Raw genomic sequence first — 21672 nt, 5'->3', positions numbered from 1 at the left:
AATTTGTTTTTTGGAAATAAGGTGGATGATTCGTCGGATTGACGAAGTTTGTCAAAAATAAATCATTTTTCAAAGTATGACAAAAAAAAGACGCCTGACCAGGGATGGTCAGGCGTGGTTTGGTTACTCAGCGAATGACGAGTTGCCTTTTTTCGTCACTTCAGCAATCGCACTGCGATTGAACTTGAGGAGTGACTGGTCACATTTCAATGTGACTTGTGTGTCTTCGATTTGGTGGACGACGCCGTGAAGGCCGCCGATTGTTACGACGTGATCCCCACGCTCAAGCGCGTTTTGCATCGATTGTACTTCCTTCTGACGTTTCGTCTGCGGACGGATCAACAAGAAGTAGAACACGACGAAAATAAGGATCATCGGTAATAGTGCTACGAGAGTTTCCATGCGTAAAATTCACCCTTTCCTTCAATATCAGGTTCATTATACCGTGAAACTGAAACGTTGTCACATAATCGCTGTCAGAACAATTTAGAAATTCTTGGCGTTTGGTTTGTTATACCCATATTCTTCGAAAAACTCTTCCTTGAAGTCCAAGAGGCGGTCTTCGCGGATGGCTTGACGTACTTGACTCATCAAGTTCACGAGGAAGTGAAGGTTGTGTGTCGAACAGAGGTGAAGCCCGAACATCTCGTCGGCGCGAATCAAGTGGTGCACGTACGCGCGCGAATAGTTCTTACACGTGTAGCAATCGCACTTCTCGTCGATTGGTCCGAAATCCGTCTTATGTTTCGCATGTTTGATCGTGACGCGGCCTTTCGATGTCATAAGCGTCCCGTTGCGGGCGATCCGGGTCGGCAAGACGCAGTCGAACATGTCGATGCCGCGAATCGAGCCTTCGATCAACGCATCCGGTGAACCGACGCCCATCAAATAGCGCGGCTTGTTCTCCGGCATGAACGGTGTCGTGAACTCGAGTGCGCGGTACATGACGTCTTTCGGTTCACCGACCGATAATCCACCGACGGCATAACCTGGGAAATCAAGCGAGACGAGGTCGGCCGCACTTTGACGACGGAGATCTTCGTACTCGCCGCCTTGGATGATACCGAACAACGCCTGGTCTTCCGGACGTTCGTGTGCCGCGAGGCAACGCTCTGCCCAACGGCTCGTCCGCTCGACCGATTTCTTCATGTATTCATGCGTCGCCGGGAATGGCGGGCATTCGTCGAACGCCATCATGATATCCGAACCGAGCGCGTTTTGAATCTCCATCGCCTTCTCCGGTGACAAGAACAACTTGTCGCCGTTCAAGTGGTTGCGGAAATGGACGCCTTCTTCTTGGATGTTGCGAAGGTCGGCGAGCGAGAAGACTTGGAAGCCGCCCGAGTCCGTCAAAATCGCGCCGTCCCAGTTCATGAACTTATGAAGGCCGCCGGCTTGTTTGACGACCTCATGTCCTGGACGAATCCAAAGGTGGTAAGTGTTCGAGAGGATGATGTTCGCTCCCATCGCCTTGACTTGTTCCGGGGCCATCGTCTTGACGGTCGCCTGCGTGCCGACCGGCATGAAGACAGGTGTCTCGAACGAGCCGTGCGGCGTATGGACGATTCCGTGCCGCGCTCCCGTCTGTTTACATGTGTGGATATGTTCGTATGTGACTGCGTGTTTGGTCATTTGTTCTCTTCCTTCCTCGTGATGAGCATCGCGTCCCCAAAGCTGAAGAAGCGGTAACGTTCTTGTACCGCCGTGCGGTACGCGTTCAAGATGATGTCGCGCGACGCGAACGCCGAGACGAGCATGACGAGTGTCGACTTCGGCAGATGGAAGTTCGTGATCAGTCCATCAATCGCCTTCAACTCGACGCCTGGGTAGATAAAGATGTCCGTCCAGCCCGATGACTCGACGAAATCCCCATGGTCGCGCACGATCGTCTCGAGCGTCCGGGTCGACGTCGTCCCGACGGCGAAGACGCGGCCGCCGCTTGCACGGACATCGCGGAGCGCTTCAGCCGAAGCGGCCGACAGTTCGAAATACTCACTGTGCATCGTGTGCTCTTCGATCGTATCGGCCGTGACGGGGCGGAACGTACCGAGACCGACGTGGAGCGTGAGCGGGATCAGCTTGACGCCTTTCGCCTCTGCCGCTGCGAGCAGTTCTTCCGTGAAGTGGAGGCCTGCCGTCGGTGCGGCCGCACTCCCGCGTTCACGGGCATACACCGTCTGATAACGGTCTTGGTCGTCGAGCTGTTCACGGATGTAGGGCGGGAGCGGCATCGTGCCGAGCTCATCTAAAATCTCATAGAAGATGCCGTCGTAATCGAACTTGAAGCGGCGTCCCCCTTCCGGCAGCTCTTCGACACATTCGGCCCGGAGCAACCCGTTGCCGAACTCGACGATGGCGCCGACTCGGACTTTTTTCGCCGGTTTGACGAGCGCTTCCCAGACATCATCTTCCGTCTGCTTCAAAAGAAGAAGCTCGACTTTCCCGCCCGTCTCCTGCTTCGCCCCGAACAATCGGGCCGGGAGCACGCGCGAGTCGTTGACGACGAGAGCGTCGCCTGCCTGCAAGTAGTCGAGCACGTCACGGAAATGACGGTGCTCGATATCGCCCGTGTCGCGGTCGAGGACGAGCAGTCGTGAGCTCGTCCGGTCAAGAAGCGGTACTTGGGCGATCAGTTCTTCCGGTAAGTCAAAATCATAGTCGTTTACGTTCAATTGAATGTCTTGCATATCGTTACTCCTCTTCATAGCCAAAATGCGTCTTTGCGTACTGGGTGATCATCCGGCCGCGCGGCGTCCGTTGCAGAAAACCTTGTTGCAACAAGTACGGCTCATACACGTCCTCGATCGTTTGGGCATCCTCCCCAATCGTCGCGGCGAGCGTCTCGAGTCCGACCGGTCCACCGCCGAACCGTTCGACCATCGCCCGTAACAGCCGATGGTCGACTTCGTCGAGCCCGAGGGCGTCGACATGCAACCGGTCGAGCGCGTCTGAGGCGAGCACCGGATCGATTTCTTTCGTTCCCGCCACTTGGGCAAAATCACGAACTCGGCGCAACAGCCGGTTGGCGATCCGCGGCGTACCGCGTGCACGTTTCGCGATGGCACCGCTCGCCTCTGGTGAGATCGACAGGCGGAACAGTTGGGCCGTCCGACTGACGATGGCGGCGAGCTCATGCGGCTCGTAGTATTCGAGCTTCAACGTCACACCGAAGCGGTCACGGAGCGGCGCCGACAACATGCCGGCCCGCGTCGTCGCGCCGACGAGCGTGAACGGCGGTAAATCGATGCGGACGCTTCGCGCCATCTCGCCTTGTCCGTAGACGATGTCGAGACAGTAGTCTTCCATCGCCGGATAGAGAATCTCTTCAATCGTGCGGCTCAAGCGATGAATCTCGTCGATGAACAGGACGTCGCCCGGTTCGAGCGTCGACAGGATTGCGGCGAGGTCACCTGGGCGTTCAATCGCCGGGCCGGCCGTCGTCTTGATGCCGACGCCCATCTCGTTGGCGATGATTTGGGCAAGCGTCGTCTTTCCGAGTCCCGGAGGACCGTAAAGGAGGACGTGGTCGAGTGTCTCGCTGCGGAGCTTCGCGGCTTGGATAAAGATCGACAAGTTGCCTTTCGCCTTCTCCTGTCCGATGTACTGCTCGAACTTTTGCGGACGCAAGCTCCACTCTTCAGAGTCTTCATATTGTTGATGGGATTGTGACAACAATCGTTCGTCCATGGTCTCCTCCTTATTTCAATAGCAATTGCAGGGCGCGCTTTATGTAAGCGTCTGTCGTCAATATTTCTGAATTCAGTTCCTTGCGGACACGGGTGATCTCACGCTCTGAATACCCGAGTGCGACGAGCGCTTCGCACGCCTCTTCGAGTTCGGAAGCGCCTTGAGCGAACAGTCCGGTGTTCGGTACGTAATCCGGGGCGAGCTCGGACAGCTTGCCTTTCAAATCGAGCGCCATCTGCTTCGCCGTCTTCTTGCCGACACCCGGGAACTTCGTCAAATACTTCTCGTTCTCGGTCTCGATCGCGTCGATGAGCGCGTCCATATCGCCTGAGGCGACGATGGCGAGTGCGCCTTTCGGTCCGATGCCGTTGACGCCGAGCAGTTTATTGAACAGTTCGCGTTCCCGACGTGAGCGGAAACCGTACAGTGTCTGTTGATCTTCACGCACATAATGATGCGTAAACACGATTACATGTTCGTCTTGTTCACGATAAAAAAACGGGTTAGGCACATGTACTTTGTAGCCGACGCCCGAAACATCCAACGTTATATATTCCGCGCACACATAGGCGACGGAGCCTTTTACGAATTCAATCACGGTCATATCTCCTCTTCATGGGAAAACTGCATTCATTGTACCATAACCACCGCCACGAAAAAAGGACAGGCGATTGCCTGTCCTCAGTGCGCGAGCATCCGCTCGAGAGCGAGTGTCGCCCACTTCGTCGTCTCTAGATCGACACGGATGACGTTGACCGGATCGGTCTCGAGCGACTCGAGCGCCCAGAGCAGATGCGGCAAATCGATGCGGTTCATCGTCAAGCACGGACACATGTACGGATTGAGCGAGATGATATCGAGCTCGGGGTGCGTCGCCGCGAGACGGTTGACCAAGTTCATCTCGGTGCCGACGGCCCACTTCGTCCCCGGCGCGCTCGCTTCGATCTGGTCGATGATGTATGACGTGGATCCGGCCTCGTCCGCCGCCTGCACGACGTCGAACGTGCACTCGGGATGGACGATGATGCGTCGTTCGGGGTCGTTCTTCCGTAACGCCTCAATTTGGGCGACGTTGAACTTCTCATGGACCGAGCAGTGCCCTTTCCACAGAATGACCCGCACGTCCTCGATGTCACCCTCATAGACGAGTCGTTCCCGGAGCGGGTCCCAGACGGCCATCGCCTCGAGCGGCACGCCCAAATCAAACGCCGTGTTCCGCCCGAGATGCTGGTCCGGTAAAAACAGAATCCGTTCGCCCGCTTCGAGTGCCCAGCGCACGATGTCATGGGCATTGGATGATGTGACCGTCGCGCCCCCGTTCTTGCCGACGAACGCCTTGATCGCCGCCGTCGAATTGACGTACGTGATCGGAATGATATCATCGCCGAACGTATCGGTCAGCTCTTCCCAAGCGACCTCCGTCTGATCGATATCAGCCATGTCGGCCATCGAGCATCCGGCCCGCATGTCCGGCAAGACGACGAGCTGGTCGTCACGCGTCAGCATGTCGGCCGTCTCGGCCATGAAGTGGACGCCACAGAAGACGATGAACTCCGCCTCGCTCATCTGTTCGGCGAGCCGTGCGAGCTGGAGCGAATCTCCGGTCGCGTCCGCGAACTGGACGACCTCGTCTTTTTGATAATGGTGGGCCGGTAAAAACAGGCGGCTGCCGAGCCTGGATTTGATTGCTTCAATCCGTTGTTCCATCTGTTCAATCGTCAACTCAGCGTACTGCGCTGGCATCGTTCCGAGTAATTGCATGTTTGATTCCTCCTACAAGATTTAGACTGCAATCGAGCGCCGTCACCGAATGCGTCAACTGTCCGATCGAGATGACGTCGACACCCGTACCGCGATACGCTGCGATCGTCTCGACAGTGATGCCTCCTGACGCCTCCGTTTTAATATGCTCTGGCACGAGCGCACGCCACGCCTTCAGTTCTTCAGGCGCCCGGTTGTCGAACATGATGATGTCGACGTTCGCCGCGATCGCCTCATGCAATTGTTCGAGCGTCTCGACCTCGACTTCAATCGGCGTCGTGTGGCCGGCAAGCATCCGAGCCCGTGCGACCGCGTTCGTGATCCCGCCAAGGGCCGTGATGTGGTTGTCTTTGATCATGATGGCATCGTCGAGACGGAGCCGATGGTTCTTCCCACCACCCGAACGGACGGCATGTTTCTCAAGCATACGAAGCCCGGGCGTCGTCTTGCGGGTGTCCGTGACGGCGATCGTCGGGTCGTCGAGCCGTTCGACGCAGCGCCGCGTCATCGTCGCGATCCCGCTCAAGTGCTGGACGAGGTTCAACAGCACCCGTTCCGTCTCAAGGAGCGTCCGCGTCTTGCCTCGCAAAATAAAGAGCGTGTCACCTGCCGTGACGTTCGTGCCGTCCGGTTGGCACGATTCGACGACGAGACGTTGCAACTGCGCCAGCTCGAGGACGACGTCCATGCCGCAGAAGACGCCGTCTGCCTTGGCGCTGACCGTGGCGAGCGACGTCTCGCGGTGGTCAATCAAGGCACTCGAGGCGTCCCCAAACCCGATGTCCTCATGTAAAAATGCTGTCAGCTGTTCGCGCAAGGTGATTTTGTTCATCTGAATCCTCCGTTCTTATGACGGCACTGGCCAACAGGCGTGCCGCTTTCAGACTCAACGTCTGTTCACTTAATTGTCTTGACACGTGTTTCGTCTGTGCCAGTTGTTGGGTATTTTCTAAGAAACTTACGATTTCGCCCATCTGAGGCGAGATTGTCAACCATTCCCCAATCTGTTGCCGATAGCGGCTGAACAGATCATCCGAAACCTCATACACGGTCGTCTCGTTCACCGTGAACGGCTTCTCCTCCACCATCACCGCTGCCGCCACCCGCTTCCCGAACACCCAGCATTCGAGTAACGAATTTGACGCCAGTCGATTTTTCCCGTGGACGCCCGAATCGGCGACCTCACCAACCGCATATAACCCAGCGACGGTCGTCCGCCCGTCTACGTCGACATCCACACCGCCCATATGAAAATGTAGCCCGGGCCGCACTGGGATTCGCGTCGCGTCGAGCCCATACATCCGGCACGTCTCGACGAGTTTCGGGAACCGTTCATCAATTCGCTCGACGCGACTCGTATCCAAGTAGACGGTGCCGTCATGACGCGTGAGTGACCGAGCGACCTCGTCCCTAGGGGCGAGGCTTCCGAGTGGATGGTGAGCCATCACGTGACGTCCTGACGCATCGACGAGCGTCGCGCCTGCTCCTCTTAACGCTTCCGTGACGAGGTGGGGCGAATCGACCGCGAGTAACGTCGGGTGGAATTGGATACGAGACAAGTTCGTGAGTCTCGCCCCGACCTCGTCCGCCAAGACGAGCCCGTCCCCCGTGACCGAGCGACAGTTCGACGTCCAATCGATGAGTCCACCGATTCCCCCGGTCGCCAAGACGACGGCTCCGGCCTGGACGTGAAGACGTGTCTTTCCGTTGAATCCGGTCGCCCCGGTCACGCGGCCGTCGGTCTTCACCAACGAATCGATCAATACGTGTTCCATGACGGTCACGTTATCTGGCAATTGACGCCGAAGCGTCGCCATGACGTGCCGTCCGGTCTCGTCCCCGCCGACGTGAAAGATTCGATTCATGCCATGCGCCCCTTCGCGTCCGACGGCGTACTCAGCACCCTCCCGGTCGAAGACGACACCGAAGCGCTCCAAGTCGCGGATCGCGCTCCGTCCTTCTTCGACGAGTGTATAGACCCGGTCTGGCACGGCTGCGAGTTTCGAGGCGACGAGCGTATCCCGCTCATGGTCGACACTCGATGGCTCCAAATACGAGCTCGCGATCCCGCCTTGGGCCAGATCTGAGTTCGCGCTTGTCACTTCGTGCTTGGAGACGACAAGGACGTTCAATGAATGAGGCAAATGGAGTGCCACCGTCACGGCGGCCAAGCCAGCCCCAACGATCAACACATCGACCCGTTCAAACTGTAAAGACATCTGTATATCACCTGTTTTTCATATGTAATGTTGACTTGTAAACTAGTTTCGCATAATTTTGTGAAGAAGACAACATGAGAAAAGGGGAACTTACGATGAACCGTTACTTTGATTATGCGGCGACGCACCCGATGACAAAATCCGCTCTCGACCATTACGTGGCCATGGCACGAAGCGTATACGGTAACCCGTCTTCCCTCCACACGCACGGCTATATGGCGGAAGATTACTTGACCGAATCCCGACGTCTGTTGAAGCAGGCGCTCGGGCTCGACATGCTCCGCGGCAAGCTCCTCTTCACCGGAAGCGGCTCCGAGAGCAACTATATCGCCCTCACGAGTCTCCGGAAGCGCATGAAAGGCAGTGAAGTCATCACGTCGTGGCAAGAACACGACTCGGTCGCGCTTCTGCTTGACGAGTGGGAAGCCGAAGGGCTCACCGTCCACCGCTTGAAGCTGAAGGACGGACGGTTCGACCACGAGACGTTCACGCATCTGCTCGACCGGGATATCGGGCTCGTCACGTTCCAACACGTCAACTCGGACACCGGATGGACGCTCCCGCTCCACAACATCCTCTGCCAGTTGAAATATAAGAAAGTGTTGTTCCACGTCGACGGCGTCCAGGCGATCGGCAAGATCCCGGTCTCCGTCGACGGGATTGACGCCTATTCGTTCAGCGCCCATAAAGTCGGGGGGCCGAAAGGCGTCGGCGGCCTCTATATGGAACGGCTGTTGCCACCGCCCTATTATCCGGGACACCATCAATACGGCATCCGTCCCGGCACCATCGACGTGCCCGGCATCTGCGCTTTCGTCAAAGCGTTCACCGACCGTCACGAGCAACGGACACGTCATGAAAGAAATTTCTTGGCGTTTCGTGCTATCTTGAAAGAGAAGACATCGTCTTACGTGGATTGGCTCGAGTTCGACCAGCAGAGCCCCGCCATCTTCTCGTTCGTCTCGAAACAGCGGGACGGGCAGTGGTGGATGACCGAACTCGATGGGCTCGGGTTCCAAGTGTCGGCAGGGTCGGCCTGTCGGGCCGGCCAGAACGGACCGAACCGGATGCTCGAGTCGCTCGGCTATGAGACGAGCACCTGCCACGGACTCGTCCGCATTTCTTTCGGCGAAGCCACGACCATCGAGGCCACGACGGCACTCGCCGAAGCCATTGTCACTTTAGCAAGGAGAGTAGGATCATATGAACAAGCGCTTAGCCGGTGAAGAACGCCGGCGCACGTTACTAGAAATGATTGAACAGAGCACCGAGCCGATCACCGGCTCCGAGCTCGCCCGCCGCGTCGCCGTCAGTCGACAAGTCGTCGTCCAAGACTTGTCGCTCTTGAAGGCGAAGGGCCATCAAATCGTCGCGACCGCCCGTGGGTACGTCTATCTACCGGGCGAGGCGTCCCCGTCCGCCTGCACCCGTAAAATCGTCTGTCGCCACGAGGCCGAGGACATGGAAGCGGAAATGAACGCCATCGTCGACGAAGGCGTCACGATTCGGGACGTCATTATCGATCACCCGGTCTATGGTTCGTTGACGGGCCAGTTGATGGTGAAGAGCCGTCGCGACGTCCGGGCTTTCCTCGAACGGGTCGAGGCGAACCAGGCCGCCCCGTTGTCGCATTTGACAGGCGGTTTGCATATCCACACGCTCGAGGCCGATAGCGAAGACGCCATTGATGCCGCCATCTCGGAACTCGAGCGGCTCGGCGTTCTCGTCTCCGAGCTCGACTAAGATGTCACAAATACGTGACATCTTTTCTTTTGCTTTCGACTCCTGTTCGTTATACTGATGGATGGAATGCATCCTGTACAAAATTTGGAAAGGGGGAAACGGTCATGTGGCACTTTCTCGAGCAACTGTTGATCGGGTGCGGCGTCTTTAGCGTCCCGCTCGGTATCTTCATCCAACTGATTCCGAACGAGCTCGTGCTCGCCTACGGCGGCTACCTGGCCGGATCTCTCGACACCTCGTTCTTGTTCGTCGTCTCGCTCGCATGGGCGGCGTTCGTCATCAGTCAAATCGTCTTATATGGGATCGGCCGCTACGGAGGACGCCCTGTCGCCCTTCGCCTCTATCGGTCGTTCCGCATCAGTGAGGCGAAGCAACGCCGGGCCGAAGTCTGGTTCGAGACGTACGGCGCTTGGATCGTCTGTCTGAGCGTCATTTGGCGCCAACTGTTCGCCGTCAGCGCCGGGGTCATGCGGTTATCGTTCCGGAAGTTTTTGACGGTGACCGTCCTCATCTTCGCCGTTTGGTCGTTCATCTTCGTCAAACTCGGGATGATGCTCGGCGACAATTGGCGTCACATCGGTGAAGTCACACACGGGTTCTTGCCGTACGTCGGCACCGCCATCGGACTATATGTCCTCATCCGCTACGTCCGCGCGAATCCGCGCCTATTCAAAAAGTCAGCCTGAGCAGATACGCTCGAGCTGACTTTTTTTGATATAGAGGGAAAACGGATCGTGATGACGAATATAGAGTTATGAGGAAAGCGTTTTTTTCTCGGAATAGAGACAGCCACCTTCAAAGGAGGAATTACCATGTTCCATCGTCGAAAAACGTACACCATCCGTCCTGAACGCTTAGACGAATTCACCGAATTTTTCCATACATACCTGTATCCGATTCAGGTATCGCACGGCGCACGGCTCGTCGGTCGTTGGGTGACCGAAGACAAGAGCGAGGTCATGGCCCTGTGGGAATACCGTGACCGCGAGCACTACGAACAAGTCGAACGCGATTACCGTTCGAGTGGCTTGCGCCGTGAGGCGATGAAGAAGCGAGCCCGTCTCGGAAAAGATTTATATATCAAGTCGAGTGAGGAGTTCATGATGCCGACCGGTCACTATACGCCACCGCGCACGATCGTCTCCGTGACCGCCTATGTCACGAACGAGGCCGGTGAAGTGTTGCTCGTTAAAAACACGCACCGGAGCGACACGTATGAGATGCCGGGCGGACAAGTCGAGGAGCATGAATCGATTGTCGACGCCGTGCATCGTGAAGTGAAAGAAGAGACCGGTGTCGATATTGAAGTCGAAGGCATCACCGGTATTTATCAAAACGTATCCTCACGCGTGCTCTGCGTCACGTTCCGCGCGCGCTACGTCTCGGGCGACCTGCAACCGCAAGAAGGCGAGACGCAAGAAGTCGGCTTCTTCAAGGTCGATGCGTCGAACGTCGGCGACTACATCAAACGGGAGCACTTCCAAATGCGTCTCGTTGATGCGATCGACCCGACGTATATGCCGCACGCCATCTATAAAGTTCGGCCATACGAGCTGCTCGAACGCGTCGAGCGCCATCATACCGTCTAAACAAAAGGAGGGACCGCCAGTTGGCGGTCCCTCCTTCAGTTCGTTTACGCTTGTTCGACCGGTTCGGATTGACCCGTCTCGACGAGCAATTTGCGAATCCGACGCTTTTCGACGTGGAGAACGGTGAACGTCATGTCATCGTACGTGACACGCGCACCTTTCTCTGGAATGTCTCCTAATAGTTCGACGATCCAACCACCCATCGTGTTGGCATCTACTTCAGGTTCTTTAATTCCCATCTCATCAGCGAACTCATCGACATCCATGTCGGCCATACACTCGTAGACGCCGTCACGGAGTCGTCTCAAATAGACGATCGATTCGTCGTGCTCGTCCCAAATGTCTCCGACGAGCTCCTCGAGCATATCTTCGAGTGTGATCAGACCGGCCGTCCCGCCGAATTCGTCGAGGACGACGGCCATGTGCGATTGTTTTTGCTGGAGTACAGGAAGCAGCTCAATCAATTTTGTCTGCGGCGATACGTACGTGAGCGGACGAATGAGCGAACGGACGTCCGTCACTTCATCACGCATCATCGAACGAAGGAAATCACGCTCTGACAACACCCCGATGACGTTGTCAATCGAGTCTTTATACACCGGCAGACGAGAATGTCCACCGCTAAAGATCGTGTCTTTGATCTCTTCAAGCGTATCGTCAATGTCGACGGCGAGGATATCGATCCGCGGCGTCAACACATCGTCGACGGTGATGTCATTGAAGGCGAAGGCGCTATGCACGAGTTCCGCTTCGGTCTCGCCGAGCACCCCTTCTTCTTCTCCCATATCGACGAGCACTTTCAACTCTTCTTCCGTCACCGACGGTTCTTTGTCGTTCATCCCGAACATACGGAGCACCAACTTCTTCAACCCGGTAAAGATCATCGTCACCGGTTTCAAGATTTTGACGAGGAACAACAAAATCCCGCTGATGAGAAGCGAATACTTCTCCGCGAACTCTTTCGCAAGCGACTTTGGTAAAATCTCACCGAAAATCAAGATGACGACCGTCGTCGCGAACGTCGAGATGACGAGCCCGGTCCCGCCCGAGTAAATGCTTGTGGCGATGGCAGTCGAGACGGTCGCCGCCCCGATGTTGACGATGTTGTTCCCGACGAGAATCGTCGAGAGCGTATCGTCGAAGCGATCGACGAGGTGAAGGACGCGCTTGGCGCCCTTGTCCCCATCTTCCGACATACGAATCATCCGGACACGGTTCACGCTCGATAGCGCGGTCTCGGCAGAAGAGAAAAAGGCTGACAACATAACTAAAACTACATAAAGAATCAAACTAGACGAGGGCACAGGGTCCACGTTTACTTCACACTCCATTTCCTAATTAAAAAGATTATTCGACGAATTCGAATTCAAAGTCCAAGATGGCGACGACGCTACCGTCTTCGGCACCTAACTTACGAAGGTCGTCATCGACGCCCATTTGACGCATTTGACGCGCGAATCGTTTGATTGACTCATCGTGATCGAAGTTCGTCATCTTGAAGAGCTTCTCGATACGCGGCCCCGTGATCACGAAGCGATCGTATTCATCAATATGAATCTGATACCCTTTCTCTTCCTTCTCGTAACGATAAACGACACGTGGTGTGGCCATCTTCTCTTCGAGCTCTTCGAGTGGGAACTCAGGTGTCGAGTCCACGAGATTAGCTACTTCGATGAGCAGGTTGCGGAGTCCTTCTTTGGCGAGTGCCGAGATTGGGAAGACTTTGACGTCGTCTCCGACTTTCTTTTGGAACTCTTCAAGCAATTCCGGCGCATCTGGCATGTCCATCTTGTTGGCGACGACGATTTGCGGACGCTCGAGGAGGCGTAAGTTATACGACTCGAGCTCGCGGTTGATCGTCGTGTAGTCTTCGAACGGGTCGCGTCCTTCCATGCCGCTCATATCGATCATGTGGACGATGACTTTCGTCCGCTCGATATGACGAAGGAACTGGTGACCGAGACCGACGCCTTGGCTCGCCCCTTCGATAAGTCCAGGAAGATCGGCCATGACGAAGTCACGGTCGTCCGCCGTCTTGACGACACCGAGGTTCGGTGTGATCGTCGTGAAGTGGTACGCGCCGATTTTCGGGCGTGCCGACGAGACGACTGACAAAAGTGTCGATTTCCCGACTGACGGGAATCCGACGAGACCGACGTCAGCGAGCAATTTCAACTCAAGACGCAATTCGCGCTCTTGACCTGGCTCTCCGTTCTCGGCGATCTCTGGGGCCGGGTTGGCTGGCGTCGCGAAACGACAGTTCCCGCGTCCACCGCGTCCGCCTTTGGCGATCGTGGCCCGTTGGCCGTGCTCGGTAAGGTCGGCGATGACCGTATCGGTCGATGCATCGAATACGATCGTACCTGGTGGGACTTTGACGACGAGCGGCTTCGCTTTTCGTCCGTGCATCCCTTTCGACATCCCTTTTTCACCGTCATGGGCGATGAACTTTTTCGAGAAGCGGAAATCTACGAGCGTGCGCAATCCTTCTTCTACTTCGAATACGACGTCACCACCGTGACCGCCGTCTCCTCCTGCTGGTCCACCGTCTGGAACATACTTCTCGCGGCGGAACGCGACCATCCCTTTACCGCCGTCTCCAGCTTTTACAAAAATATTAACCTGATCGACAAACATTTAATTCCCCTCCTTTATAACGAACGTAGAACATTCTACTGTCTGCTCGTACACTTCGTCTGACGTGAACACGTCGTCCGGCACATGACCGAAGACGCGGACCATCAGTCCGTCCGTGAACGTCACATGAATCGGTCCATCCGTTCCTGACAGAAGACGGACAAGTTTGTCCGCCACACGCGCGTCGTCGAGCGACACACGGTCGGCCGATACCTTGTAGGTCAACCGTCCTTCCCAATTCGCTTGTATGATGACGAGACTCGTCATCGGCAAATCCAAACGAATGAGCGCACTCTCCTCGTCGGCGTGCTGACGATATCGCTCGTACAGCTCCTCGAGTTTTTCAGGCTCGAGCGCCGCATACAAGGAGATCATCTGAAGCCGATTCATCCATTCGTGACGGACGGTCGATAATAGTTTCAGTGCTGCCTGTGAGTTCATGCAATCCTCTCCTAGGTAAAACTAGTAAAAAAGACTCTAACCAAATAAGTGGCTAGAGTCTTCTGCGTGGTTCTACTTACGCAACTGGGTAAACGCTCACTTGTTTCTTGTCGCGACCAAGACGCTCGAAGCGTACTACGCCGTCAACTTTAGCAAACAATGTGTCGTCGCCACCACGGCCTACGTTTTCACCTGGGTGAATTTTCGTACCGCGTTGACGGTAGAGAATCGATCCAGCTGAAACCGTTTGTCCGTCAGCGCGTTTAGCGCCGAGGCGTTTCGAAATCGAGTCACGACCGTTTTTAGTCGATCCTACTCCCTTTTTCGATGCGAAGAACTGAAGGTTCAATTGTAACATGAGGTCCACCTCCTATTGTTCAATTTGGATATAATCACCGTAACTCTGGGCGATCGTGTCTAGTTGCACGAGCATCCCTTCTAATAACAATTGGGTGCGAGTCATATCCTCCGGTGATAGGTCAGGATACGTCTCGACATAAAAGTAGCCACCCTCTGTTTTGTCTGCCATTTCTACAAGAAGCGACTGACCGGCGAGTACCTCGACAGCGTTGTATGCCCCAAAGATGATGGCAGAAACGCCGGCACATACCAAGTCAGAACCGGGTTCGGCAAAGTTGGCGTGACCTGTCACTTCGACGGAACGAATCGACTTCGTCTCGTCTCGTCTGACCGTTACTCGAATCATAGCTTACGCTTCGATTTTCTCGATGCGAACTTTCGTGTAAGGCTGACGGTGACCTTGCTTACGACGGTAGTTTTTCTTAGCTTTCATTTTGAAGACAGTGATCTTCTTAGCGCGGCCGTGTTTTACCACAGTACCGACAACTTTAGCGCCCTCTACGAGTGGAGCTCCGACTTTAACATCGTCACCACCAACGAAAAGAACTTCACCGAATTCTACAGTACCCTCGACATCAGCATCGAGTTTTTCGATGTAGATCTCTTGACCTGCTTCAACTTTGATTTGCTTACCACCAGTTTTGATGATTGCGTACATATACGTGCACCTCCTTATTAAACTCAGACTCGCCATCCAGGGCAGGGCGAAACCGTTTCAACCCGTTCTGTGCGGTTGTAGCCATTTGGGTGCTTCCAAACGAACTAACGTTATAGATAATACCACTCTCGTTTCATCGTTGTCAATGACGAGATACGAAATTCTGACATTCCTCGAGCGTCCCGTAGAACGCCACATCCGGTTCTCCCTCGACGAGGAGGACCGTGCAGGCAAACCCATCCCACGACGCGTCGTGCCACTTGCCCGGGAGCGTCAAGACGACCGCTTCGACTTCCGGCGCGAGCTCCATCAAAGCACGTTCAATCCGAGAGAAGACGGCGAGCTTCGACGGTTTCCCGTCGTGCGTCATCCGGTCTTGAATCGAACGTCCCGTGCGTTCCCGGGATAGCTCGAACAAGCCCATACGCGTGAAACCGTACACTTCGACGCGGCGCGGATCACGGGCGCCGAGCTCTTTCATCTTTTTCAAGAGCCGGGCCTGCCCGTCTTTTGACCCGCGTAAGAAGTCGATGACGACCATGCCGCCGATATTGCGCAGCCGGAGCTGCTCCATGACCGCGTAGAGGGCGGCTTCGTTGATTGTGTCGGCTGCCCGCCCCTTGTCCTTGACGGCGACGTTCTTGCCGCTGTTGACGTCGATGACGGTCATCGTCTCAACTTGTTCGACCAAGACGTAAGAACCACCTTCAAGCCAGACGACGCGCTGTCCGAGCTTTTCAATCGCCCCGTCGAGCCGGGCCGCTTCTTTCATCCGACCTTTGCCGACATGGCGTTCGACGTTGACCTCGAGCCGTGATAACCGCTCTTGTGCTTCCTTGTCGTTCAACATGACCGACTCGACCGCATGGCGGCGCACGAACTGTTCACACAGCAGCTCATCCTGCCCGCGTCGTGCCGTCACGACGTCCGCGGCGCGACGCCGAAGCAAGGCAAGTTCTTCTTGAAGGACGTCCGGGCTCGCTTGCCCTGACTCCGTCCGAAACAAGACCCCTTCCGCTTCTTCGAGCTCGAACACTTTCGATAACCCGTCCTGGGTGACGAGGTCGAGCTTCCGGCTATACAGCTTACGCCGGCCGTATGGGAAGTAGACGATGTAGCGTCCGCCGAAGCGGATGTTTTCCGTCACTTTATGATGTTTGCCGTTGATGCCTTCTTTCGTCACTTGGACGAGGCGTTTGTCACCGACGACGGCCGCCTGGCCGATGCCCGGCACATTCGGATACGCCTCGAGCGCTTTGAGCGTCTCGGCAATCGGCAGGAAGAACGTCGTCTCGCCGGTCGTCAAAAACGCGGCGCCGAGCGACGGGTGAATCCGTTCGATCGCGGCCTCGAGAATCGTCCCGACCGACAGTTGGTCGATGAAGCGTTCCTCGACCTCGAGGAGGCGTTCCCCATCGACGAGCATGGCCCGTTCGATGGACGGGGTCCGTTCATAGATCAATCGCACACGTATCTCTCCTTTCGACACAAAAAGGCAACTTTCGTTGCCTTAGGCTTTTTTCATTCCAAACTTCATCATGAGCCGCGTCCAGAAGCCGACCGGTTTTTGTTCGGTCTGGATCGACATGAGCGGCACCGACTCGCCGAGAATGCGGCGCGTGATGTTGCGGTACGCTTGTCCGGCGTTATTGTCCGGGTTCATCGTGACCGGCACTCCGCGGTTCGCAGCGGCGATGACTTCTTCATCGTCGACGACGACGCCGAGCAAGTCGATCGACAAGATACGCATGATGTCATCGATGTCGAGCATGTCGCCTGATTCGACGAGGTGGTTCTTGACGCGGTTGACAATCAGTTTCGGTGCCGCGACATGTTCCGCTTGCTCGAGCATACCGATGATGCGATCCGCGTCTTGAACGGCAGCCTTCTCAGGCGTCGTCACGACGACAGCCTCGTCGGCGCCGGCGATGGCGTTCATGAAACCTTGCTCGATACCGGCCGGACAGTCGATCAACACGAAGTCGTATTCGGTCTTCAACTGGTCGATGATCTCTTTCACTTGCTCCGGTTGGACCGACGTCTTGTCTTTCGACTGGGCCGCAGGCAAGAGATACATCTCTTCGAACCGTTTGTCACGGACGAGCGCCTGATGCAGCTTGCACTGCCCGTTGATGACGTCAACGAGGTTATAGATGCTCCGGTTGTCGAGTCCTAAGATGATATCCAAGTTCCGTAGACCGATATCCGTATCGACGAGACAGACCGAGTGGCCAGACAATGCGAGGCCCGTCCCGAGGTTCGCGGTCGTGGTCGTCTTCCCGACGCCACCTTTCCCCGACGTCACGACGATGGCCCGACCTTTCTTCACTTCTTTAGCTGTATGTACAGGCTCTACTACTTGCTCCATCAAACTCACCCTCTCTGTAATTCCATTGCATATGCGTCTTTCAGCCCAGTCATGACTTGACGAAGACGCGTCATTTCAATGCCCTGATTCGTCTGATACGCGCATCCCATCTCGATCTCCGGAAGCTCTTCGTCGTCTGACGCGAGCACATGTTCACCGATCGCTAAAAACTTCGGATGGAGCAGACTGGCGGTGATGACCGCTTCCTCCCATCCTTCGACACCGGCACGCACATTTCCTCGTATCGTCCCTAAACAATATATGCTGCCCGTTGCCCGAACCTCGGACCCCGGGTTGATGTCTCCGATAATGAGCACCGAGCCATCGAAATCGAGCACTTGCCCGCTTCGAATCGTCCCGCTATGGTAGTGGAACGTCTTTTTGCCGTAGGTCGCTTTCGCCTCTTCGGTCAACATGACCTCGCTCGACAGCTCCTCGATATAAAAAACGCCATGACGAGCGACGACTTCACGAATTTGACGTGACAGCTCCTCGTCGATGTAACGAGTACCCGCGTGCAATTTGAGTGCAATCTTCCCAGAGGGCGGCTCCATTTCTTGTAACGTGGCCTCAAGCTCTCCGAGCACCTCATCGATGCCACTCCGTGGATTGAAGTGGATTGCAATACCGTTGCGATGTCCTTTTATCGTAATATGTCGTTTACGCTCCATCATGGCTACCCTCTTTTCGCTACAGGTCGCGGCGCCACGTATCGTGTCATCGGCACGTATAACAGTGCGATGGCGACAGCGTTGACGGCGAGCGTCCCTGGAATCTGTTCAACTAATAGTGTTTGAATGGTCATGGTCGTCCCACCGACCGCCGTCATGACACTGAAAATCCCGAAAGAAAACACGAGGATCATGAATGTGAACGTGATGACGACCGAGAAGAAGTTCTCACCTATATATTTTAACACGAAGCTGACTAAGAGAGGAATGAGTGAAAAAGTAAATAAGTAAATTCCGAGCAAGTCGGTGTAGACGATGTCATACAATAGCCCGAAGACGAGACCGAATCCGAGCGCCGACTCCCAGCGGCCATACAAACTGACGTACATCAAGCCGATCAACGTCAAATACAAGAACGGCGTCACATAGTGCCATGAGAAGATGGCGGCCCATGTCCCTTCAATAAGAAAGAGGAGGAACAGGGCGATGAACACTTTCATGTTACTCACCCGCTGCTCCTCCTTCCTCGGGACCCGTCAAGAACGGTTCGTCTAGCGTTCGATCGATGACAAACATTTGCGAGAACTCGTTGAAGTCCGCCTCAGGTTTGATGCGGGCGACTTGAGACACGCCGTATTCGTCGGTTTCGATCGACTCGACCGTACCGATGACGAGACCGGCCGGATAGCGCCCACCGAGACCTGACGTCGATACGATCTCGCCTTCTTTCAACTTGACGCTGTTCGAGACCTTCGTGAAGAAGAGCTCGTTCGTCTCGCTGTCGAAGCCGTCGATCGTCCCGTACGTCGCTTTGCCGTCCGCATCCTTGACGACGGCCGAGACGTTGTTCGTCCGGTTGTTGTCAGAGAGGAGTTGCACTTGCGACGTATAGGCGCTCGTCTGGATGACGCGACCGACCATACCGCCGGCGGCCGTGACGGCCATGCCTTTCTCGACACCGCGCTCTTCCCCGACGTTGACCGTTACGTAGCGCTGCCAGTCGTTCGGCGTACGCCCGATCACTTCGGCGGGAATCAAGTCAAAATCACGGAGCGACGTGTCGGACGCCTCGACCATTTGCCGCAATTCTTCGTTCTCACGGCGCAGGTCATCAGCCTCGACCGACACTTCCGCGTATTTCGTCAAATGTTGTTTCAATTGACGGTTCTCTTCATAAATATCGCGTACGTTCGAAATCGAGGACACGGTACTGTCCATCCAGCCGATCGGCACCGTGAACACCCGTTGGAACGTTCCGACCACATCACGCGTGACGTCTTGGTACCAGGCGGATTCCGACCGTCCTCGAATCGAAACCCCTAAAATCACAACGAATAAGATGATACCGATCAGCGTGATGATGAGCTTTTTATTGCGTACGAACCGGCTCATCGTGTGTCACCACTCATCGACGCGACGAGATGCCTGATTTTGAACGGAGGACGTCCATCATTTCAAGAGATTTTCCTGTCCCGATGGCGACGCAATCGAGCGGCTCATCCGCGACGAGTGTCGGGATATGTGTCTCGTCCGAGATGACGTCATCCAAGTTTTTAAGGAGGGCTCCACCGCCTGTGAGGACGATGCCGCGGTCCATGACGTCAGCAGCAAGTTCCGGCGGTGTCTGCTCGAGCGTTTGTTTCACGCCCGCGAGGATCGCTTCGACCGTATCCGAGAGTGCTTCGCACACTTCAGAAGCCGAGACTTCGATTTGTTTTGGAAGACCTGTCACGAGGTCGCGACCACGGATTTCCATTTTCTCATTCTCGTTCGAAGCGTCGATGCGAGCCGAACCGACTTCCATCTTGAGCGTCTCTGACGTCCGCTCCCCGATCATGAGGTTGTATTTGTTTTTGATGTAACGAATAATGGCGTCATCCATTTCGTCACCGCCGACACGAATCGATTGGCTCGTCACGATGCCGCCGAGTGAGATCACTGCGACTTCGGTCGTACCGCCACCGATATCAACGACCATCGAGCCTGTCGGTTCCCAAACCGGGAGACCGGCGCCGATTGCTGCCGCGAACGGTTCTTCGATCGTGTACGCTTCACGTGCGCCCGCTTGCTTGGCTGCGTCTTCGACGGCACGTTTTTCGACTGATGTGATGCCGCTCGGCACACAAATCATGACGTTCGTCTTCGATGAGAACAAACCGCTCTTCGACTTCTGTGCTTGCTCCATGAAGTATTTGATCATCGTCGCTGTCGTCTCGAAGTCGGCGATAACTCCATCTTTCATCGGACGGCGTGCCGTGACGTTGCCCGGCGTACGTCCAATCATATCCTTGGCCTGGTTACCCACGGCCTCAATTCTACCTGTATCTGTGCGGAACGCCACTACGGACGGTTCACGAACAACGATGCCTTGACCTTTTACATAAACGAGCGTATTTGCCGTTCCAAGGTCGATTCCGATTTCTCGGTTAAAACTACGAAACATACGTGCTGCTCCTCTCTTGGTTACACTATTTTTTATTATAACGGAAAAATCATGTTTGAAAACGTTCATTCGATTACAGGTTATTTACAATAACGTTCATCTCAGTCCTGTCTCACCGTATATTAGTGTGCCTTCTTTTCGACAAAAACGCAAATCAAAAAGCAAACGCGTGAAAGCGCCTGCCTAGATTTTTACGAGTTCTCGTCAAATCTGCTTTAACGTCTCGAATACGGCGGTTTGAAGCATCGGTCGGTTTGCATCGTACAATTTCACGAAGAAGCTCTTTAGAAACGTTTTCATGTTGTGGACGACGTGCCAATAATGCTCGGGCTCGAGTTGCTGTTTTTGTGCGCTCAGTTGAGCCGGCAGGCCGTCTAATAGAACGACGATTTCGTGCTCGTCCATTCCGCGCTCTAGCAAGGCGAAGATGGGATTCAGCAAGCGCTCATCCTCATCGTGCAAATAAACGGTCGGAAACATCACTTTGTCCCACAACGCCTCGAGGATCTCAACGAACTCCGTCTCGTCGAGGTGCGTATGCAGGACGAGCTCGTCGAAGGCATCGGCCACATGGGCGATCGCATGGGCCCAACCTTTTGTGGGCACGTACCCTCTCGTATCGATTTCACAATCGAGATATGCCAGGAGCTTCGCTTTCAACATCTCGAGATTCGTTTCCGATAAAAATCCTTGTTGACGGTCTTGGTACAAAATCAAGGCGATCAATAGCGTCGAGAACGCCCGCGTGAAGACGGTATCTGATGACGTCTCCCCGATACCATGAAACAAGTGGTATTTGAGCGTCGTATTGGATAGATTAGTCAGTTGTTCGTTCGTCAGGTGTTCGTCTTCGATGATGAACCGATAAAAGAGCGTGTAAATCAACTGATCTCGGAGCTCCGCATCCGTCGATCCGATATGATGGAGCATCGATTGGATGACCCGCTCCTCATCTAATTCCTGTAACCGAACCGTCCCGTCCTTGATGTCCGTCAACATCAACTTCAAATCCCGTGCCTGATAGACAGTTTCCTCATTCATATCTGATCACATTCCCTCTTCGTAGGTCGTATAGAACCGTATACTCTCCGTGTT

The 21672-nt window shown here is 55.2% G+C and carries 25 protein-coding genes and 1 other annotated feature; of the genes, 4 read left to right on the top strand and 21 right to left on the bottom strand.

The window, feature by feature from the left end:
- Window positions 1-123: 123 nt before the first annotated feature.
- The 8 genes from yajC to KNP06_RS02955 all read right to left on the bottom strand — a co-directional run bounded on the left by yajC (window position 124) and on the right by KNP06_RS02955 (window position 7667).
- The gene (yajC, locus tag KNP06_RS02990; RefSeq protein WP_021066898.1) at window positions 124-402 is read right to left on the bottom strand and encodes a preprotein translocase subunit YajC; all 279 of its coding nucleotides are present in this window, start codon (window positions 400-402) and stop codon (window positions 124-126) included.
- Window positions 403-486: 84 nt separating this feature from the next.
- Window positions 487-1632 carry a tRNA guanosine(34) transglycosylase Tgt gene (gene tgt, locus KNP06_RS02985; RefSeq protein ID WP_021066897.1) on the bottom strand — a complete coding sequence of 382 codons (1146 nt, stop codon included), beginning with the start codon at window positions 1630-1632 and terminating at the stop codon, window positions 487-489.
- Entirely contained in the window at window positions 1629-2672 is a 1044-nt protein-coding gene (gene queA, locus KNP06_RS02980; RefSeq protein ID WP_128122996.1) for a tRNA preQ1(34) S-adenosylmethionine ribosyltransferase-isomerase QueA, read from the bottom strand. The genes tgt and queA overlap by 4 nt, the downstream gene beginning before the upstream one ends.
- 19 nt (window positions 2673-2691) lie before the next feature.
- A complete protein-coding gene (gene ruvB, locus KNP06_RS02975; RefSeq protein WP_034776878.1) occupies window positions 2692-3687 on the bottom strand; it encodes a Holliday junction branch migration DNA helicase RuvB in 996 nt (331 codons plus the stop codon).
- 10 nt (window positions 3688-3697) lie between these two features.
- Window positions 3698-4285, bottom strand: coding sequence for a Holliday junction branch migration protein RuvA (gene ruvA, locus KNP06_RS02970; RefSeq protein WP_214710505.1), 588 nt, complete (start codon window positions 4283-4285; stop codon window positions 3698-3700).
- Between the two features lie 83 nt (window positions 4286-4368).
- On the bottom strand, window positions 4369-5448 hold the full coding sequence (gene nadA, locus KNP06_RS02965; RefSeq protein ID WP_214710504.1) for a quinolinate synthase NadA: 1080 nt from the start codon (window positions 5446-5448) through the stop codon (window positions 4369-4371).
- The gene (gene nadC / locus KNP06_RS02960; RefSeq protein WP_214710503.1) at window positions 5411-6280 is read right to left on the bottom strand and encodes a carboxylating nicotinate-nucleotide diphosphorylase; all 870 of its coding nucleotides are present in this window, start codon (window positions 6278-6280) and stop codon (window positions 5411-5413) included. The genes nadA and nadC overlap by 38 nt, the downstream gene beginning before the upstream one ends.
- On the bottom strand, window positions 6234-7667 hold the full coding sequence (locus KNP06_RS02955; RefSeq protein ID WP_214710502.1) for an L-aspartate oxidase: 1434 nt from the start codon (window positions 7665-7667) through the stop codon (window positions 6234-6236). Before KNP06_RS02955 ends, nadC begins: the two co-directional genes overlap by 47 nt.
- A gap of 95 nt (window positions 7668-7762) precedes the next feature.
- Between KNP06_RS02955 and KNP06_RS02950 the strand changes: the two genes are divergently transcribed.
- The 4 genes from KNP06_RS02950 to KNP06_RS02935 all read left to right on the top strand — a co-directional run bounded on the left by KNP06_RS02950 (window position 7763) and on the right by KNP06_RS02935 (window position 10999).
- Window positions 7763-8893 carry a cysteine desulfurase family protein gene (locus KNP06_RS02950; RefSeq protein WP_251131544.1) on the top strand — a complete coding sequence of 377 codons (1131 nt, stop codon included), beginning with the start codon at window positions 7763-7765 and terminating at the stop codon, window positions 8891-8893.
- Window positions 8871-9410: a transcription repressor NadR gene (locus tag KNP06_RS02945; RefSeq protein ID WP_114165795.1), complete on the top strand. Its 540-nt coding sequence runs from the start codon at window positions 8871-8873 to the stop codon at window positions 9408-9410. Before KNP06_RS02950 ends, KNP06_RS02945 begins: the two co-directional genes overlap by 23 nt.
- 104 nt (window positions 9411-9514) lie before the next feature.
- A complete protein-coding gene (locus KNP06_RS02940; RefSeq protein WP_214787882.1) occupies window positions 9515-10096 on the top strand; it encodes a DedA family protein in 582 nt (193 codons plus the stop codon).
- A 126-nt stretch (window positions 10097-10222) separates the two neighbouring features.
- Window positions 10223-10999 (top strand): NUDIX domain-containing protein, encoded by a 777-nt coding sequence (locus KNP06_RS02935; protein ID WP_214787879.1) that lies wholly within the window; start codon window positions 10223-10225, stop codon window positions 10997-10999.
- 44 nt (window positions 11000-11043) lie between these two features.
- Here KNP06_RS02935 and KNP06_RS02930 read toward each other — a convergent pair whose 3' ends face one another.
- The 13 genes from KNP06_RS02930 to KNP06_RS02870 all read right to left on the bottom strand — a co-directional run bounded on the left by KNP06_RS02930 (window position 11044) and on the right by KNP06_RS02870 (window position 21618).
- On the bottom strand, window positions 11044-12330 hold the full coding sequence (locus KNP06_RS02930) for a hemolysin family protein (protein WP_285801367.1): 1287 nt from the start codon (window positions 12328-12330) through the stop codon (window positions 11044-11046).
- 16 nt (window positions 12331-12346) lie between these two features.
- Window positions 12347-13636: a GTPase ObgE gene (gene obgE / locus KNP06_RS02925; RefSeq protein ID WP_214787873.1), complete on the bottom strand. Its 1290-nt coding sequence runs from the start codon at window positions 13634-13636 to the stop codon at window positions 12347-12349.
- Window positions 13637-14077, bottom strand: coding sequence for a Spo0B domain-containing protein (locus KNP06_RS02920; RefSeq protein ID WP_034776867.1), 441 nt, complete (start codon window positions 14075-14077; stop codon window positions 13637-13639).
- Window positions 14078-14153: 76 nt separating this feature from the next.
- Entirely contained in the window at window positions 14154-14435 is a 282-nt protein-coding gene (gene rpmA / locus KNP06_RS02915; RefSeq protein ID WP_016508537.1) for a 50S ribosomal protein L27, read from the bottom strand.
- A 12-nt stretch (window positions 14436-14447) separates the two neighbouring features.
- Window positions 14448-14783 (bottom strand): ribosomal-processing cysteine protease Prp, encoded by a 336-nt coding sequence (locus KNP06_RS02910; RefSeq protein WP_034776866.1) that lies wholly within the window; start codon window positions 14781-14783, stop codon window positions 14448-14450.
- A 3-nt stretch (window positions 14784-14786) separates the two neighbouring features.
- Complete coding sequence (gene rplU / locus KNP06_RS02905; protein ID WP_015881153.1) at window positions 14787-15095, bottom strand: 50S ribosomal protein L21; 309 nt, start codon at window positions 15093-15095, stop codon at window positions 14787-14789.
- 15 nt (window positions 15096-15110) lie between these two features.
- Window positions 15111-15182: a sequence feature (ribosomal protein L21 leader region), on the bottom strand.
- A gap of 55 nt (window positions 15183-15237) precedes the next feature.
- Entirely contained in the window at window positions 15238-16563 is a 1326-nt protein-coding gene (locus tag KNP06_RS02900; protein ID WP_214787870.1) for a ribonuclease E/G, read from the bottom strand.
- 42 nt (window positions 16564-16605) lie between these two features.
- Window positions 16606-17463 carry a septum site-determining protein MinD gene (gene minD, locus KNP06_RS02895; protein ID WP_051627738.1) on the bottom strand — a complete coding sequence of 286 codons (858 nt, stop codon included), beginning with the start codon at window positions 17461-17463 and terminating at the stop codon, window positions 16606-16608.
- Between the two features lie 5 nt (window positions 17464-17468).
- Window positions 17469-18134: a septum site-determining protein MinC gene (locus KNP06_RS02890; protein ID WP_251131542.1), complete on the bottom strand. Its 666-nt coding sequence runs from the start codon at window positions 18132-18134 to the stop codon at window positions 17469-17471.
- Window positions 18135-18139: 5 nt separating this feature from the next.
- Entirely contained in the window at window positions 18140-18634 is a 495-nt protein-coding gene (mreD, locus tag KNP06_RS02885; protein WP_052090206.1) for a rod shape-determining protein MreD, read from the bottom strand.
- 1 nt (window position 18635) lies between these two features.
- Window positions 18636-19526, bottom strand: a complete 891-nt coding sequence (gene mreC, locus KNP06_RS02880) for a rod shape-determining protein MreC (protein WP_034776861.1) — start codon at window positions 19524-19526, stop codon at window positions 18636-18638.
- Window positions 19527-19539: 13 nt separating this feature from the next.
- Window positions 19540-20577, bottom strand: a complete 1038-nt coding sequence (locus tag KNP06_RS02875) for a rod shape-determining protein (RefSeq protein WP_034776859.1) — start codon at window positions 20575-20577, stop codon at window positions 19540-19542.
- Window positions 20578-20781: 204 nt separating this feature from the next.
- Entirely contained in the window at window positions 20782-21618 is an 837-nt protein-coding gene (locus tag KNP06_RS02870; protein WP_214787865.1) for a DUF2785 domain-containing protein, read from the bottom strand.
- Window positions 21619-21672 lie beyond the last annotated feature (54 nt).

Source organism: Exiguobacterium sp. s21 (assembly GCF_018617975.1).
GTDB classification, from domain to species: domain Bacteria; phylum Bacillota; class Bacilli; order Exiguobacteriales; family Exiguobacteriaceae; genus Exiguobacterium; species Exiguobacterium mexicanum_A.
The sequence above is the reverse complement of the archived record's forward strand: the minus strand, read 5'-3'. Positions and strand labels throughout refer to the sequence as shown.